A 16,235-nucleotide genomic window follows, 5' to 3' on the forward strand; every position below is an offset into this window, starting at 1 on the left:
AGGGGGACAATACAGATGAGGGAAGCAGTCATCGTAGCCGGCGCACGGACGCCGGTCGGAAAAGCAAAACGCGGATCGTTCCGTAACGTTCGTTCGGACGAGCTCGCGGGATATGCCATCAAGGCAACGCTTGAGCGTTCAGGATATAAAGGCCCGATTGATGACGTCATCATGGGTTGTGCGATGCCAGAAGCGGAGCAAGGGATGAACATCGCTCGCTATGCGGCGGTCCGGGGGGGACTGTCGCACGAAGTTCCAGCGATCACCATCAACCGCTACTGCTCGTCAGGCCTTCAAGCCATCGCGGACGCGGCGGCCAAAATCATGATCGGTCAAGCGACGGCAATCATCGCCGGCGGTATGGAATCGATGAGCCAAGTGCCGATGGGTGGTCACGTCATCCGTCCAAACCCACACATCATGGAGACGGCACCTGAGTACTACATGAGCATGGGGCATACGGCAGAACGTGTTGCAGCTGAATACAACATCTCGCGTGAAGACCAAGATGCGTTCGCCATCAACAGTCACCAAAAAGCGGCAGCGGCTATCGCAGGTGGCAAGTTCCAAGAAGAAATCGTTCCTGTGACGGTCATCGAGCACGTACTCGGTGAAGACGGTAAAGTCGCAGAAGTGGAGAAAGTCGTGAAGCATGACGAAGGTGTCCGTGCCGATTCGACAATCGAAGCACTCGGGAAACTCCGCCCGGCCTTCAAAATCAAAGGGTCAGTCACAGCAGGTAACGCTTCACAAGTATCAGACGGAGCAGCAGCTGTCCTCGTCATGGACCGTGAAGAAGCAGAACGTCAAGGATTGCAACCGATGGCCAAGTTCCTCTCGTTCGCCGTCGGCGGTGTCCGTCCGGAAGTGATGGGAATCGGTCCAGTCGTCGCCATTCCGAAAGCACTCGAGATGGCTGGTGTGAAATTAGAAGAAGTCGGATTGTTCGAGTTGAACGAAGCGTTCGCGAGCCAGTCACTCGGTGTCATCCGTGAACTCGGCATCGATCCATCGAAAGTGAACGTGAACGGCGGCGCTATCGCCCTCGGTCACCCACTTGGATGTACGGGAGCAAAACTTTCAGTCTCGATCTTGCATGAGATGAAACGACGCAATGAGAAGTATGGGGTTGTCACGATGTGTATCGGCGGCGGAATGGGCGCGGCTGGTGTCTTCGAATTACTTTAAGGGGGAATCGGATATGGAACGTACAGAACATGAATTGATTAAAGGCGGTAGCTTTGTCATTGACGCACTCGACGCAGAGCGTCTCTTCACACCAGAGGATTTCTCAGATGAGCATAAGATGATTGGGGACACGACGGCAGGATTCGTCGATGACCGCGTCATGCCAGTCCTCGAGCGTATCGAGAAACACGAGTTCGACCTCTCTGTCGAATTGTTGAAAGAAGCGGGCGAGCTCGGTCTTCTCGGAGCAGACGTTCCAGAAGAGTACGGCGGTTACCAACTCGATAAAATCTCATCTTCGATCATCACGGAGCGCTTCGCGAAAGCACGTTCGTTCGCGCTCAGCTACGGCGCACACGTCGGGATCGGGACGCTTCCAATCGTCTTCTTCGGATCAGAAGAGCAAAAACACAAGTATTTGCCAAAACTCGCGACAGGTGAATGGATCGCGGCTTACGCCCTCACGGAGCCAGGCTCAGGTTCTGACGCCCTCGGTGCGAAAACGACAGCTGTCTTGAACGAGGCGGGCACGCACTACGTCTTGAACGGTGAGAAACAATGGATCACAAACGCCGGCTTCGCGAACGTGTTCGTCGTATACGCAAAAATCGATGGCGACAAGTTCAGTGCCTTCATCGTCGAGCGTGACTTCAAAGGAGTCTCAACAGGCGCAGAAGAACAGAAGATGGGAATCAAGGGCTCGTCGACACGTACGCTCATCCTTGAAGACGTCGAAGTACCAGTCGACAACCTTCTCGGTGAAATCGGAAAAGGTCACGTCATCGCCTTCAACATCTTGAACGTCGGTCGTTACAAACTCGCAGTCGGAGCAGTCGGTTCTTCAAAACGTGCATTCGACCTCTCGGTTCAATACGCGAACGAGCGTAAACAGTTCAAGACACCGATCAGCCAATTCCCACTCATCCAAGAGAAATTGGCGACGATGGCAGCGAACATCTATGCGATGGAAAGTTCAGTCTATCGTACAGGTGGTTTGTTCCAGGACAGCTTGGACGCACTCGGTGATGAGAACATGCGCGACGGATCAAAAGTCGCACAAGCAATCGCAGAATATGCGATCGAATGCTCACTCAACAAAGTATTCGCTTCTGAAACGTTCGACTACGTTGTCGACGAAGCGGTCCAGATTCACGGTGGATACGGATTCATGGCAGAATATGAAGTCGAGAACCTCTATCGTGACTCGCGAATCAACCGCATCTTCGAAGGAACGAACGAGATCAACCGTTTGATCGTCCCAGGTACGCTCCTCAAGAAAGCGATGAAAGGTGAATTGCCGCTCCTCGCAGAAGCGCAAAAACTTCAAAAAGAGCTCATGAGCTACATGCCACAAGAATTGGACGGCTCACCACTCGCTCGCGAGAAGATGCTCCTTTCGAACATGAAGAAGATCAACTTGATGGTCGCGGGTACAGCTGTCCAGAAGTATCAACAAGACCTTCAAAACGAACAAGAAATCTTGGCGAAGATCGCAGACATGATCAGTGCCATCTATGCGCTTGAAGCAGCCATCGCTCGTACAGACAAAGCGATTGCCCGTTCAGGCGAAGAGAAGAACACGCTCAAAGTCCGCTACACAGAAATCTTTGCGGAGCAAGTGTTCAAGCAAGTCGAACTCATGGCGAAAGAAGTGTTGTACGCAGCGGCGTCTGGTGACGAGCAACGTATGCTTCTCTCGGCAATGAAGAAGTTCAGCCGCTATCAACCGATTAATGTGATCGGCACGAAGCGCGAAGTCGCAGCGAGCCTCATCAAAGCGAACAAGTTTATCGTCTAATCAAATGGACAGAAAGGGTGGACCGGACGCGGTCAACCCTTTCTTTTTTTGAGCTCTGCCACGTACAATAGAGACGAGGGGGAGAGACGATGACAAAACGAGATGTATTATTCGACCGGATGGAACGCATTGGACGGTCCGTTGCCGAAAAGGACGGGACGCTCATGCTGCTCGCATTGGGTTCGATTGGACAAGAGACGGAGCGGTTGGATGAGTATTCGGACCTCGATTTCTTTTTGATTGTCGAGGATGGGCAGAAGGCGCGCTTTATCGACCGACTCGACTGGCTCGAGGTCGAACCGCTTCACTATCAGTTCCAAAACACGAAGGACGGGCATAAGATCATGTACCATGATGGCATTTATGGTGAGTTCGCCGTCTTCGAACTGCATGAACTGGCGACCATCGCCTATACGCCAGGACGTGTCGTCTGGCGACGGGACGAGGCGCTCGAAGTATTTGCGACACCACGCCTCGAAATCACACGTGAATCAGCGGATTATTATTATGAAGAGGCGTTGACGAACCTATATGTCGGCTTACTTCGGGAACGTCGGGGCGAGATGCTCGCCGGATTCGAACTCGTCCAAGTCGCGGCCGTTCAAAACGTCTTGAAGGCGCTCGGCGGACAAGGAGATCCGTTCAATCCGACACGCCGGGTCGAGTCGAGACAGCCGGAGATGATTCCCTTCTTGTCAGATGGGGTAAAAGGATACGGCAGGTCAATCGAGGCGGCAGCGGCGATCTTACGGTTGATCGAAGCGAGGCACGAAGTGAACCCGACGATGAAGCGAGAGATTGAACGGTTGCTTGAGAGGTGAATTGATTTCTCGGAATATGCTACATTGAGAATAGAGGTGATGAACAGATGGTGACACTATACGGCTATCCACCATGCAGTACATGTAAAAAGGCAGAAAAATGGTTGAAGGAACAAGGCATCGAGTATACATACGTTCATATCGTCGAATCGACGCCGACGAAAGCGGAACTCGCCGAACTGTGGAAACAATCAGGTCTACCACTCAAGAAGTTCTTCAATACGAGCGGGCAAGTCTATCGGAACGAAGGCATCAAAGACAAACTGCCAAATCTATCAGAAGACGAACAACTCGAGCTATTAGCAAGCAATGGTATGCTTTTGAAGCGACCAATCGTCACAAATGGTGAAAAAACGACCGTCGGATTTTCAGAAAAGTCCTTTACGGACGTTTGGGGCTAAGTGCTATAATACAGATGTGAGTCTAATTTATTTGAGGGGGAAGTTAGGATGAGCAAAGTACCAGCAAATTTACGTTATTCAAAAGAACATGAGTGGGTAGAAGTAAACGGAACGAAAGCCCGCATCGGCATCACGGATTTCGCACAAAGCGAACTAGGGGATATCGTGTTTGTCGAACTCCCAGAAGTCGATGGTACGATTTTGCTCGACGAGCCATTCGGTTCAGTCGAATCAGTGAAGACGGTCTCTGAGTTGTATGCACCAGTATCAGGTCGCATCACAGCAGTGAACGAGGACCTCGCGGATTCTCCAGAACTCGTCAACGAGTCACCGTTTGAAAACGCATGGATGATCGAAGTCGAGTTGACGGAAGAGTCAGACCTCGACAAGCTCATGTCTGCAGAAGAATACGAAGCGATGATTCAAGGATAATCAAAACCGGCCTCTCCAATGGAGAAGCCGGCTTTTTTTTACTCGAAATCGAGTCGGTAATGATCGGATTTGACGAGAGTCGCCCGTTCAAACACGCGATAGAAGAAGATTCCGAGTGCGACGGGAATCAGACCGAACAAGACGATGACGAGCAGGACGTTGAAGAGAGCGAATCCACCCGGCATGAGATGAAGGGCGTTCATTGGACCGATGAGTCCTGATACCCCGAACCCGGCGCTGATTGGCGTTCCCTCAATTTTTAGGATTCCAGCGAGCGCACCGAGAATCGCCGCATTTGCCAAAATGGGAAGCATCATGATGGGGCGTCGGACAAAGTTCGCCATCTGAATCTTCGGAGAACCGAGGAAATGGGCAATCGATGTGCCGGTCGCGTTCGCCTGCCATCCGGCGATCGCGAGACCGAATCCGGCTGCAACGACTCCGAGGTTCGCCGCACCCGCCGCAACACCGGACAGGCTGATGGCCGTCGCAATCCCGACGGTCGAGATCGGCGAAACGATGATGAGCGAGAACGCCATGGCGATCAGGATCCCCATGAGGACCGGTTGCAGGTCAGTCATGGTCATGATGAGTAGACCGATATACGTCGTGATTTGGGAAATGTACGTCAACAAGAAGGTACCGATGCCTCCTGCGACGACAATGATGGTCATCGGCATAACAATGACCGTATACGTCTTCAAGTGGGGAGCGAGCTTCATGACAAGAAGTGTAGCGATTGCAGCGGTCACACCGGCTGTGATCACATCCCCGATGCCCGCCATCACGAACGCACCTTCGTCGATTCGAACGGCACCGCTACCGACATACGTTGCAATCGCGATCGTCCCGGCTTCGAGAATCGATCGTCCGAACTGCATGGCGACCGCTAGCCCTATAATGGCTGGCAGAAGCCGCATCGCAATCGTCGTCGCATCCAATATGAATTGAAGAGACGGAAAATACGGAAGTATGGCTTTCGTTAATTCACCGAGTAGTGCGCTCGGGATGAGGGCGATCAGAATCGCCATGCTGAGACCGTTTAAGACGTTCATCGTGAACTGTTTCATCGTACCTGTTGTTGGTTCCGTCATCATTCATTCACCTGTCCTTCTTCTTTGCTGTTATGTACAAAAGCGATAAAGTTAGAACCCATATTATTCCTCTCACCAGAAAGAGTCAAGAGAATCATTGAAAAATTCTGAAATTTCATCAAAGCACGATTTTTGAATGGTAATCCATCGCCCCTTATAATGACAAGAGAGGTGAGAAGAATGATTACAGACGGATTCTTATATATATACGCCCCGATGTGTGGTACATGCGCTGTGGCGGAAAAAATGTTGACGGTCGTCGAAGCGGTCGACCCTGAAATTAAAATCGAAAAGCGAGATGCGAACTATATCCCAAAAGAGCTAGAAACCTACCAAGTGATGAGCGTACCCGCCTTGTTAAAGCTTGAAAATGGCGAGGTTCAAGATCGATTGTACGCGTTTCAAAATGTGCAACATGTCCTCTCTTTCATAAAGTGAGAGAGGAACATTAGAATAATCTGAAAATTTTAAATAATCAGTTGACACAGAAAGTTCACGAATGGTATATTCATTACAACATCTTACTTGAACACAAAATAGGACGCGATATTCCCGATATCAAGACGTTTTGGCGAAGCCGCTGCTACCTTTATACGAATACACGTCAGTCTTCCCTTCGATTGTCCCCCAAAAAAATCAAGCGAAGACAGACGTTCCGTATAATCGCACGGTCCAAGCTAAGATCGAGTGATGATTGGTGAATCTCCCCCATATAAGGATGTAAATCTTGAACGGGCAAAAGATTTTCATCTATGGGCTGTCCTTCCGTGACTCAAGGTGCTACGTTCTGTGTCGTCCTCGGACGGCACCTTTTTTTAATTTTTTTGAAAAAAGGATTTGACAGCAGAAAAAGCTGTCGCTATGATAAAGCTAATCGAATACACAACACTCTTATCAAGAGAGGCTGAGGGACTGGCCCTATGACGCCCAGCAACCGCGGAGCAATCCGAAATGGTGCTAATTCCAGCAAGGTGAGAAACCTTGACAGATGAGAGCAATCGTTGTCCGTACGATAAAGTGCGCACGTTTGCTCAAACGTGCGCGCTTTTTTTGTTGTCAGGAGGGAAAGGTATTGATTCAATTACGAAACGTCGCCAAATGGTTCGATACGAATAATGGTCGTGTCCAGGCGGTCGATGATGTATCACTAACGATTGATCGCGGTGAAATTTTTGGAATAATCGGATATTCGGGGGCGGGGAAGTCGACGCTCATCCGATTACTCAACCGTCTCGAGTCTCCGTCAAGCGGTGAAATCGAGGTCGCCGGGAGTGAGCTCACGAAGCTCAGCCCGAAAGAACTACGGGGAGTTCGCAAGAACGTCTCGATGGTCTTCCAGCACTTTAATCTTCTGTGGTCGCGCACGGTCGCAGAAAACATCAGTTTCCCACTCGAACTGATCGGGGTTCCGGCAAGTGAGCGGAAACGACGCGTCCAGGAACTCGTCGAGCTCGTAGGTTTGGCTGGTCGTGAGGATAGCTATCCATCGCAACTGTCGGGCGGTCAAAAACAGCGAGTCGGGATCGCCCGCGCGCTCGCTACCAATCCTGAGGTTCTCCTCTGTGACGAAGCGACAAGCGCGCTCGACCCGAAGACGACGGATTCGATTCTCGAACTGCTCGTCAGCATCAATAAAAAGCTCGGATTGACGATCGTCCTCATCACGCATGAGATGCACGTCATCCAAAAGATTTGTCACCGTGTCGCCGTGATGGAGGCCGGAAAAGTCGTCGAGACGGGTCAAGTCTCGGACGTGTTCCAACATCCGGAGCAACCGATTACGAAAGAATTCGTCAAGCAAATCGGGGCGGTCGACGATCTGTCGCTCACGTTCGAACATCTTAAAGAACGGTATCCGAGTGGTCAAATCGTCAAATTGAAATTCTTGAACGAGACGGCAGAACAACCGATTTTGTCTGACGTCCTCAAGACGCATGATATCGGATTCAACATCATCGGCGGGAACGTGACCCAGTCACAAGTCGGTGCGCTCGGTACGCTATTCATCCAACTGATTGGGGAAGCAAGTGAAATCGAACGTGCCATCACGTCGATTCGTTCGCAATCCGTAGAAGTGGAGGTGGAAAGCGATGTTTCCTAACGTAGATTGGCAAATTATGATGGAACAGACTTGGGAGACGCTATATATGACGCTCGTCGCAGGTGTGGCGACGTTTGTGATCGGACTCGCTTTAGGTTTGATTCTCTACATTACAAACGAATCACTTTTATTGAAGAATCGTCCGATTTACGTTTTCGTCAGCGCGATCGTCAACGTGTTCCGTTCGATTCCGTTCATCATCTTAATTATCTTACTCATCCCGTTCACGTTGTTCCTACTCGGGACGATGCTCGGTTCGACGGCGGCGCTTCCGGCGCTCATCATCGGAGCGGCACCGTTCTACGCTCGGATGGTCGAACTTGCGCTTCGTGAAGTCGACCGTGGCGTCATCGAGGCGGCCGAATCGATGGGAGCGACGAAATGGCAAATCATCTATAAAGTCTTGATTCCGGAAGCTCTTCCGGCAATCGTGTCGGGACTCACGGTGACCATCGTTGCCATCGTCGGTTATACGGCAATGGCGGGAGTCGTTGGGGGTGGCGGACTCGGGAACTTGGCTTTCTTGGAAGGATTCCAACGCTCACAAAACGACGTCACGTTCGTGGCGACGGTGCTCATCTTGATCATCGTGTTCGTCATCCAATTCATCGGTGACCGACTCGTCACGAAAATTGATAAACGTTCAGCATAATCACACATATACCTTTTGGAGGGATTCATTATGAAAACTTGGAAAACAGTACTCGGATTGACAGCTTTATCAGCATTCACAGTTCTCGCGGCTTGCGGCGGGGAAGAGGCAGAAACAGGTTCTGGCGATGACAAAACATTGATCGTCGGTGCGTCAAACGTACCGCACGCTGAGATTTTAGAGCACGTACAAGAAGAATATGAAGCAAAAGGTTACAAACTCGAAATCAAGAAGTTCCAAGACTACGTGCTTCCGAACAAGACGCTCGCAAGTGGAGAACTCGATGCGAACTACTTCCAACATGAGCCATACCTCAAGTCACAAATGGCTGAAAACAAAGACTACAAATTCGCATCGGCAGGTGGCGTTCACATCGAGCCGATCGGTGTCTACTCACAAAAATACAAATCGCTCGACGAGCTTCCTGAAGGTGCAGAAATCATCATGAGCTCTTCGGTCGCTGACCACGGACGAATCCTTACGATGCTCCAGTCAGAAGGTCTCATCACGCTTGCTGAAGGCAAAACGGTCGATGCGACGGTCGCTGACATCGTCGACAATCCGAAAGACTTGAAATTCAAGACGGACGTGGAAGCAGCACTTCTTCCGACAGCTTACAATAACGGAGAAGGCGATGCGGTCCTCATCAACACGAACTATGCGATCGACGCAGGTCTCAACCCACTTGAAGATGCAATCGCACTCGAAGGGGAAGATTCACCATACGTCAACTTGATCGTCACGCGTGAAGGGGACGAAGAAGATGAGCGCGTCAAAGCACTCCTCGAAGTATTGACGTCTGAAGAGACACAACAGTGGATCTTAGACGAATACAAAGGTGCGGTCGTACCGGTCAAACAATAAGTCATCTCGACTCAGGAGTCTTCCTCCTGGGTCTTTTTTTGTCTAGTGTTCTTTCATAAAGAGAAGTACACTACATATATGAAAGAAAAGGGGGGATTTGGATGAAGCTCAGACAGATTCATCCACTGACGTGGGGCGTCCTGTTCGGGACGTTTTTTGCACGACTGGCGACGTTTTTTGTCATGCCATTTTTTGCGATCTATCTGGCTACGCTCGGCTTTTCGGCGAGTGTGATTGGAACGATCTTTGCCGTGACGGCACTTTCAGGTCTGTTCATGAGCTTCTTTGGGGGGACACTCTCTGATCGGTATGGACGAAAACAGCTCATGTTGATCGGGATCGTGCTGAATGCCGTCACGTTCGCTGGTCTCGCACTTGCGACGGAACTGTTTTGGTTTTACTTGCTATCGATGTTGATGGGGATGTCGCGATCATTCCTAGAACCGGCTTCGCGTGCACTCATCAGTGATACGACGCAGGCAGATCAGCGAGTCATCGTCTATAATGTCCGTTACTTCATGATCAATATCGCCGCGGCCATCGGGCCACTCTTAGCTGTCGTTTTATCACTCACCGGTGTGAAGACCGCGTTCTTCATTGTGACGGCTGTCTACATATTATACGGAATCATTATCTCGACCCTGTTTTACAAATATCCGTTTGAAGAAGGGGACGGAATCAAGGCACGCCCGCGCTTGACGGAGACGTTTCGTGTCCTGAGAGATGACCGAACGTTTCGGGCGGTCATCATCGGGATGATCTTCGCGATTATCGGCTATAGCCAGTTCAATTCGACGCTCCCGCAATTCATCGCGCTACGCGATGGATTAGAAGAAGGCTCGAGATTATTCGCCTACTTATTAACGACGAACGCCATCACGGTTCTCATCGTCCAATATCCGATTATGCGTTTCGGGATTCGTGTCTCTCCGATCAAGTCACTCTTTTTCGGGATTTCGACCTTGTCATTCGGACTTTTGCTTATTGGATTTGCGACGGTAGAGTGGGTACTATTTGTCGCGATGGCAATCTTTACCGTCGGAGAGGTGTTGATGTTCACCATGACGGACGTCTTGACGGATGAACTCGCGCCGGAACATTTAAGAGGGACGTATTTCGGGGCAATGGGATTGACATCACTCGGTCAGACGGTCGGACCGATTATCGGTGGCGTGTTACTGGATACATTCGGTCAGTCGTCGCTTCCTGTATTCGGAAGTTTGGCACTCTTGACGGGGTGTGGTGCCTTCTTCTTCGCGGCTGCCGTACGAGAGCGGAAAGCAGTCCTCGCACTCGTCGAAGAAAATGCCGGATAATGTCTTGATTTCCTACTATTAGCATTCTCAACTTTTATCATTCTATTGAGAATGAATTCTAAGGTGAGTCGCTTGAAATAAAAAAATGACTAGTCTAAGATTAGAATATATCTAATCTACGCCATTCACTATGGCGAGAAAATACGGAAGGGGTATCCGAATGTCTAACGTACCACAAATGAAAATTGATGACCTCCGCGTCTCAATCGAAGGAAAAGAGATTGTCAAAGGTCTTAACCTAGAAATTAAAGGTGGCGAAATTCATGCCATCATGGGTCCTAACGGGACTGGTAAATCAACACTCGCATCAGCACTCATGGGTCATCCACTTTATGAGGTCACTGGGGGAAGCGTCGAATTAAACGGCGAAGATGTCCTCGAGATGGAAGTCGACGAGCGCGCACAAGCAGGGATGTTCCTTGCGATGCAGTACCCGGCTGAAATCAGTGGTGTCACAAACGCGGACTTCTTGCGTTCGGCAATCAACTCACGTCGTGAAGAAGGTCAAGAAATCTCGCTCATGAAGTTCATCCGTGAACTCGATGCGAAGATGGAGCTTCTCGAAATCCCTTCAGAAATGGCACACCGTTATTTAAACGAAGGATTCTCAGGCGGTGAGAAGAAGCGTAACGAAATTCTTCAAATGATGATGATTCAACCGAACATCGCCATCTTGGATGAAATCGACTCAGGTCTTGATATCGATGCCCTTAAAGTCGTTGCCAAAGGCGTAAACGAAATGCGTTCAGAAGAGTTCGGCTGCTTGATCATCACGCACTACCAACGTCTCCTCAACTATATTGAGCCAGACTTCGTACACATCATGATGGACGGGAAAATCGTCATGTCTGGTGGTAAAGAGCTCGCACAGCGACTCGAGGCAGAAGGTTACGACTGGGTGAAGCAAGAACTCGGAATGACAGTAGACACAGAAGCGTAAGGAGGCTGTACGATGACCGTACAATTTGAATTGGATGCACAAGCGTTGTCGGCACGTGCAGAAGCGCTCGGCGGACCAGCATGGATGGTCAACCGTCGTAAAGAGGCAGCAGAACTTGCGCCGACACTTGCTTTGCCAAAAGTTGAAAAAATTAAGATTGATAAGTGGGACTTCACAGCGGGAGATGTCGAGCTCGAACAAAAAGACGGCTTGACAGCGGACATCGAATCACTCCTCGGAGACCACCGGACAAACGTGCTCGTTGAACGCAACGGTCATGTCGTCTATAACGAATTGTCTATGCCTGAAGGCGTCTTGTTCATGGGAATCAAAGAAGCGATGGAGCAACATCCTGAGCTCGTTGAGAAATACTTCATGACGGAAGGCGTACGTGTCGATGAAGAACGTCTTTCGGCGTTGAATGCTGCCCTCACAAACGGTGGTGCATTCATCTACGTACCGAAAAACACGCAATTGAAAGATCCGCTTCAAGCGATCTTCACGATGGAACAGGCGAACGGTGCCCTCTATCACCACACGATCCTCGTCGCTGACGAAAGTAGTGAAGTGACATACATCGAAAACTTCCTTTCTGGCACGAATGAACCGCACACGGTCAACGTCGTGACGGAAGTATTCGCTGGAGAGAACGCGAAAGTCGTCTTCGGTGGTGTCGATCAGCTCGCTGAATCAGCACTTACGTTCATGAATCGTCGCGGTGTCGTCTATGCGAACGGTCGCCTCGATTGGGCGCTCGGTCACATGAACGACGGGAACTCGGTCGTCGAGACGAAGACTCACCTCGTCGGCGACAACACGTATTCAGATACAAAAGCTGTGACAATCGGTCGCGGTGCACAGAAACAAAACTTCAACATTCGTACCGACCACTTCGGGAAAGCATCTGAAGGGTTCATCTTGATTCACGGTGTCCAAAAAGACGCAGCCACTGCAATCTTCAGCGGAACATCGATGATTCACCACGGTGCGTCAAAATCGAACGGGGTGCAAACAGAGCGCGTCTTGATGCTCTCTGAAAAAGCACGTGGGGATGCCAACCCGATTCTTCTCATCGATGAAGACGATGTTATGGCAGGTCACGCAGCTTCGGTCGGTCGTGTCGATGATGTTCAATTGTACTACTTGATGAGCCGTGGTTTGTCTCGCCAAGAGGCAGAGCGTTTAATCATCCACGGATTCTTGACGCCTGTCGTCGAAGAACTCGCAATCGATTCGGTCAAAGACCGACTCCGCGAAGTCATCGAAGGGAAAGTACGTTAAGATGTTGAACGCCTCGATTCGTGAACAGTTTCCGATTTTAGATCAGGAAATCAATGGACACCCGCTCGTTTATCTTGATAGCGCGGCGAGCTCACAAAAGCCGCTCGCTGTCATCGAGGCGATCGAGGACTATTATCGTCGCAACCATTCGAACGTGCATCGTGGCGTCCATACGCTCGGGACGCAAGCGACGGATGCGTATGAAGGGGCACGCGAACGCGTCCGCTCATTCATCCATGCGGCGGTTCCTGAAGAAATCATTTTCACTCGTGGAACGACGACGGCCATCAACTTGGTCGCATCGAGCTACGGAGATGCGAATGTCGGTGAAGGCGACGAAATCGTCCTCACCCCGATGGAACACCATGCGAACTTGATTCCGTGGCAACAACTCGCTAAACGTAAAGGCGCGACGCTTCGATACGTCGAGCTCACGCCGGACGGACGTGTCACACTCGATGCCGTTCAAGCGGTGTTATCGGATCGGACGAAAATCGTTGCGATGAGCCACGTCTCGAACGTACTCGGGACGATTAACCCGATTGCCGAAGTCGCTCGACTCGCGCATGAAAAAGGTGCCATCATGGTCGTCGATGCAGCACAAAGTGCACCGCATCGAAAATTGGACGTCCTAGCACTTGACTGTGACTTCCTCGCCTTTTCTGGACATAAGATGCTCGGACCGACTGGAATCGGTGTCTTATATGGGAAGAAGCAACTCCTCAAAAACATGGAGCCGGTCGAGTTCGGTGGCGAGATGATTGACTATGTCGATTTATATGAATCGACGTGGAAAGACATCCCGTACCGTTTCGAAGCGGGAACACCGATTATCGCCGGAGCGGTCGGACTTGCGGCAGCCATTGACTTTTTAGAAGAAATTGGTCTTGAGAACGTCGAAGCACACGAACGTGAACTCGCGTCTTACGCGATTGAACAGATGAAAACGATTGAAGGGATCGAGATTTACGGTCCTGAAGATCGCGTCGGTCTCGTCACGTTCAACTTGAAGGACGTGCACGCGCACGACCTCGCGACTGTGCTCGATATGCAAGGTATCGCAGTTCGTGCCGGTCATCACTGTGCACAACCACTCATGCGTCTTTTGAAGCAATCATCGACGGCACGGGCGAGCTTCTATTTGTATAACACAAAAGAAGAAGTCGACCGCTTCATCGAGGGATTACGTCAAACGAAGGAGTATTTCAATTATGAGTTTTAATAATCTCGACATGTTGTACCGCCAGGTCATCATGGATCACTATAAAAACCCAAGAAACCGTGGCGTCATCGAAGATGGCGTGACGGTGGACTTGAACAACCCGACGTGTGGGGATTCGCTTCGTCTTCAACTACAGGTCGAAGACGACATCGTCAAAGATGCGAAGTTTGAAGGGGAAGGCTGCTCAATCAGTCTCGCCTCGGCATCGATGATGACCCAAATCGTCAAAGGAAAAACAGTAGAAGAGGCGCTTCAACTCGCCAACATCTTCTCTGAAATGGTTCAAGGAAAAGAGTACGACACGGATACGTTTGACCTCGGTGATATCGAGGCGCTCTCAGGCGTATCGAAATTCCCGGCTCGAATCAAGTGTGCCACGCTCGCGTGGAAGGCGCTTGAAAAAGGAGTAGACGAGGACGCGTAAGGAGAAGGAGGAGACCGATATGGCAAAGAACATGCCGGAAATTGGCGATTATAAATACGGCTTCCATGATCGGGACGTTTCGATTTTCCGTTCAGGCCGTGGCTTGACGACAGAAATCGTAGAGACGATCTCACGCATGAAAGAAGAGCCACAATGGATGCTCGACTTCCGTTTGAAGTCGTTGGATCACTTCAACAAGATGGCGATGCCGACATGGGGCGGAGACCTCTCGGCACTTGATTTCGACGAAATCACGTACTATGTCAAACCATCTGAAAAGACAGAACGCTCATGGGACGAGGTACCAGAAGAAATCAAACGTACGTTTGACAAGCTCGGTATCCCAGAAGCAGAGCAAAAATACTTGGCAGGTGTCTCGGCTCAGTATGAGTCTGAGGTTGTCTACCACAGCATGCAAGAAGACTTCGAAGCGAAAGGTGTCATCTTCAAAGATACAGACACAGCCCTCAAAGAAGACGAAGAGATCTTCAAAGAGTACTTCGGGAAGTTGATTCCGCCGACGGACAACAAGTTTGCGGCCCTCAACTCAGCAGTTTGGTCGGGTGGCTCGTTCATCTATGTACCAAAAGGCGTGAAACTCGAGCAACCGCTCCAAGCTTATTTCCGCATTAACTCGGAAAACATGGGTCAGTTCGAGCGTACGCTCATCATCGTCGACGAAGGCGCATCGGTTCATTACGTCGAAGGCTGTACGGCACCGGTTTACACAACGAACTCGCTTCACTCAGCGGTCGTTGAGATCTTCGTCAACAAAGATGCATATTGCCGTTACACGACGATCCAAAACTGGGCAAACAACGTCTACAACTTGGTAACGAAACGTGCAGTCTGTGAAGCGGGTGGATCAATGGAGTGGATCGATGGAAACATCGGCTCGAAACTCACAATGAAATACCCAGCTGTCATCTTGAAAGGGGAAGGCGCACGTGGGATGACACTCTCAATCGCCCTCGCTGGTAAAGGACAGCACCAAGACGCTGGCGCGAAAATGATTCACCTCGCACCAAACACGTCGTCGTCTATCGTCTCGAAATCGATTTCGAAACAAGGCGGAAAAGTATCGTACCGTGGAATCGTCCACTTCGGCCGTAAGGCGAAGGGCGCACGCTCGAACATCGAGTGTGATACGCTCATCATGGACAACGAGTCGACGTCAGATACGATCCCGTACAACGAAATCTTGAACGACCAAGTGTCGCTCGAGCACGAAGCGAAAGTCTCAAAAGTGTCAGAAGAGCAACTCTTCTACCTCATGAGCCGTGGAATCTCGGAAGAAGAAGCGACGGAAATGATCGTAATGGGCTTCATCGAGCCATTCACAAAAGAATTGCCAATGGAATATGCGGTCGAAATGAACCGTCTCATCAAGTTTGAGATGGAAGGTTCGATTGGATAATCGTGACTTCAAAACCAGCGGAGCTTTGCTTCGCTGGTTTTTTGTATAATGAAATAAGGAGGCGATAACGTGACCCATCGATTTTTATTAGAGGGCCGAGACATATATTCATTTATGAATCCCATGCTTGTTATTTGCCCGAGTTGCGGGAGACAGGCTGATGTGTGGGAGAGGAATGAGGAGGTACGCCTAAGCTGTCTTCATTGCGGTCATTTGCAAACAAAGGAGAGCGGTTCGAAATACGTCGGAGAAGCTGTCGATGTTTATTTTGGATTGCCGCTATT

At 50.3% G+C, this 16,235-nt stretch carries 16 protein-coding genes and 1 riboswitch; of the genes, 15 read left to right on the forward strand and 1 reads right to left on the reverse strand.

The genetic code is table 11. The features are described from left to right. Window positions 1-15: 15 nt before the first annotated feature. The 5 genes from KNO70_RS03690 to gcvH all read left to right on the forward strand — a co-directional run bounded on the left by KNO70_RS03690 (window position 16) and on the right by gcvH (window position 4,640). Complete coding sequence (locus tag KNO70_RS03690) at window positions 16-1,188, forward strand: acetyl-CoA C-acetyltransferase (protein ID WP_012726865.1); 1,173 nt, start codon at window positions 16-18, stop codon at window positions 1,186-1,188. 13 nt (window positions 1,189-1,201) lie between these two features. Then, complete coding sequence (locus KNO70_RS03695; protein WP_214683894.1) at window positions 1,202-2,986, forward strand: acyl-CoA dehydrogenase family protein; 1,785 nt, start codon at window positions 1,202-1,204, stop codon at window positions 2,984-2,986. Between the two features lie 89 nt (window positions 2,987-3,075). Next, on the forward strand, window positions 3,076-3,807 hold the full coding sequence (locus KNO70_RS03700) for a hypothetical protein (protein WP_214811244.1): 732 nt from the start codon (window positions 3,076-3,078) through the stop codon (window positions 3,805-3,807). Between the two features lie 47 nt (window positions 3,808-3,854). Beyond that, window positions 3,855-4,208 carry an arsenate reductase family protein gene (locus KNO70_RS03705; protein WP_078147276.1) on the forward strand — a complete coding sequence of 118 codons (354 nt, stop codon included), beginning with the start codon at window positions 3,855-3,857 and terminating at the stop codon, window positions 4,206-4,208. A 48-nt stretch (window positions 4,209-4,256) separates the two neighbouring features. After that, a complete protein-coding gene (gene gcvH / locus KNO70_RS03710) occupies window positions 4,257-4,640 on the forward strand; it encodes a glycine cleavage system protein GcvH (protein ID WP_012726861.1) in 384 nt (127 codons plus the stop codon). 38 nt (window positions 4,641-4,678) lie between these two features. Here gcvH and KNO70_RS03715 read toward each other — a convergent pair whose 3' ends face one another. Next, window positions 4,679-5,734: a PTS sugar transporter subunit IIC gene (locus KNO70_RS03715; protein WP_251030062.1), complete on the reverse strand. Its 1,056-nt coding sequence runs from the start codon at window positions 5,732-5,734 to the stop codon at window positions 4,679-4,681. A 180-nt stretch (window positions 5,735-5,914) separates the two neighbouring features. Between KNO70_RS03715 and KNO70_RS03720 the strand changes: the two genes are divergently transcribed. The 10 genes from KNO70_RS03720 to sufB all read left to right on the forward strand — a co-directional run bounded on the left by KNO70_RS03720 (window position 5,915) and on the right by sufB (window position 15,951). Further along, window positions 5,915-6,172 (forward strand): thioredoxin family protein, encoded by a 258-nt coding sequence (locus KNO70_RS03720; protein ID WP_214730438.1) that lies wholly within the window; start codon window positions 5,915-5,917, stop codon window positions 6,170-6,172. 450 nt (window positions 6,173-6,622) lie between these two features. After that, a riboswitch (SAM riboswitch) is annotated at window positions 6,623-6,729 on the forward strand. 77 nt (window positions 6,730-6,806) lie between these two features. Then, a complete protein-coding gene (locus tag KNO70_RS03725) occupies window positions 6,807-7,835 on the forward strand; it encodes a methionine ABC transporter ATP-binding protein (RefSeq protein ID WP_214811248.1) in 1,029 nt (342 codons plus the stop codon). Beyond that, on the forward strand, window positions 7,825-8,487 hold the full coding sequence (locus KNO70_RS03730) for a methionine ABC transporter permease (protein WP_012726857.1): 663 nt from the start codon (window positions 7,825-7,827) through the stop codon (window positions 8,485-8,487). Before KNO70_RS03725 ends, KNO70_RS03730 begins: the two co-directional genes overlap by 11 nt. A gap of 30 nt (window positions 8,488-8,517) precedes the next feature. Next, window positions 8,518-9,351, forward strand: coding sequence for a MetQ/NlpA family ABC transporter substrate-binding protein (locus tag KNO70_RS03735; protein WP_012726856.1), 834 nt, complete (start codon window positions 8,518-8,520; stop codon window positions 9,349-9,351). 101 nt (window positions 9,352-9,452) lie between these two features. After that, the gene (locus KNO70_RS03740; RefSeq protein WP_214811253.1) at window positions 9,453-10,667 is read left to right on the forward strand and encodes an MDR family MFS transporter; all 1,215 of its coding nucleotides are present in this window, start codon (window positions 9,453-9,455) and stop codon (window positions 10,665-10,667) included. A gap of 178 nt (window positions 10,668-10,845) precedes the next feature. Then, a complete protein-coding gene (gene sufC, locus KNO70_RS03745; protein WP_143180266.1) occupies window positions 10,846-11,607 on the forward strand; it encodes a Fe-S cluster assembly ATPase SufC in 762 nt (253 codons plus the stop codon). A 12-nt stretch (window positions 11,608-11,619) separates the two neighbouring features. Continuing rightward, on the forward strand, window positions 11,620-12,888 hold the full coding sequence (sufD, locus tag KNO70_RS03750; RefSeq protein WP_214811257.1) for a Fe-S cluster assembly protein SufD: 1,269 nt from the start codon (window positions 11,620-11,622) through the stop codon (window positions 12,886-12,888). Between the two features lies 1 nt (window position 12,889). Next, the gene (locus KNO70_RS03755) at window positions 12,890-14,110 is read left to right on the forward strand and encodes a cysteine desulfurase (RefSeq protein ID WP_078147271.1); all 1,221 of its coding nucleotides are present in this window, start codon (window positions 12,890-12,892) and stop codon (window positions 14,108-14,110) included. Continuing rightward, a complete protein-coding gene (sufU, locus tag KNO70_RS03760; RefSeq protein WP_026825487.1) occupies window positions 14,100-14,534 on the forward strand; it encodes a Fe-S cluster assembly sulfur transfer protein SufU in 435 nt (144 codons plus the stop codon). Before KNO70_RS03755 ends, sufU begins: the two co-directional genes overlap by 11 nt. Window positions 14,535-14,553: 19 nt before the next feature. Further along, entirely contained in the window at window positions 14,554-15,951 is a 1,398-nt protein-coding gene (gene sufB / locus KNO70_RS03765; protein WP_047795116.1) for a Fe-S cluster assembly protein SufB, read from the forward strand. Window positions 15,952-16,235 lie beyond the last annotated feature (284 nt).

This window comes from Exiguobacterium sp. s181 (assembly GCF_018617125.1).
Taxonomy (GTDB): Bacteria; Bacillota; Bacilli; order Exiguobacteriales; family Exiguobacteriaceae; genus Exiguobacterium; species Exiguobacterium profundum.

Coding starts and splice junctions, on each gene's coding strand:
- KNO70_RS03690 (WP_012726865.1), top strand. CDS start 16: ATGAGGGAAGCAGTCATCGTAGCCGGCGCACGGACGCCGGTCGGAAAA.
- KNO70_RS03695 (WP_214683894.1), top strand. CDS start 1,202: ATGGAACGTACAGAACATGAATTGATTAAAGGCGGTAGCTTTGTCATT.
- KNO70_RS03700 (WP_214811244.1), top strand. CDS start 3,076: ATGACAAAACGAGATGTATTATTCGACCGGATGGAACGCATTGGACGG.
- KNO70_RS03705 (WP_078147276.1), top strand. CDS start 3,855: ATGGTGACACTATACGGCTATCCACCATGCAGTACATGTAAAAAGGCA.
- gcvH (WP_012726861.1), top strand. CDS start 4,257: ATGAGCAAAGTACCAGCAAATTTACGTTATTCAAAAGAACATGAGTGG.
- KNO70_RS03715 (WP_251030062.1), bottom strand. CDS start 5,734: ATGACGGAACCAACAACAGGTACGATGAAACAGTTCACGATGAACGTC.
- KNO70_RS03720 (WP_214730438.1), top strand. CDS start 5,915: ATGATTACAGACGGATTCTTATATATATACGCCCCGATGTGTGGTACA.
- KNO70_RS03730 (WP_012726857.1), top strand. CDS start 7,825: ATGTTTCCTAACGTAGATTGGCAAATTATGATGGAACAGACTTGGGAG.
- KNO70_RS03735 (WP_012726856.1), top strand. CDS start 8,518: ATGAAAACTTGGAAAACAGTACTCGGATTGACAGCTTTATCAGCATTC.
- KNO70_RS03740 (WP_214811253.1), top strand. CDS start 9,453: ATGAAGCTCAGACAGATTCATCCACTGACGTGGGGCGTCCTGTTCGGG.
- sufC (WP_143180266.1), top strand. CDS start 10,846: ATGAAAATTGATGACCTCCGCGTCTCAATCGAAGGAAAAGAGATTGTC.
- sufD (WP_214811257.1), top strand. CDS start 11,620: ATGACCGTACAATTTGAATTGGATGCACAAGCGTTGTCGGCACGTGCA.
- KNO70_RS03755 (WP_078147271.1), top strand. CDS start 12,890: ATGTTGAACGCCTCGATTCGTGAACAGTTTCCGATTTTAGATCAGGAA.
- sufU (WP_026825487.1), top strand. CDS start 14,100: ATGAGTTTTAATAATCTCGACATGTTGTACCGCCAGGTCATCATGGAT.
- sufB (WP_047795116.1), top strand. CDS start 14,554: ATGGCAAAGAACATGCCGGAAATTGGCGATTATAAATACGGCTTCCAT.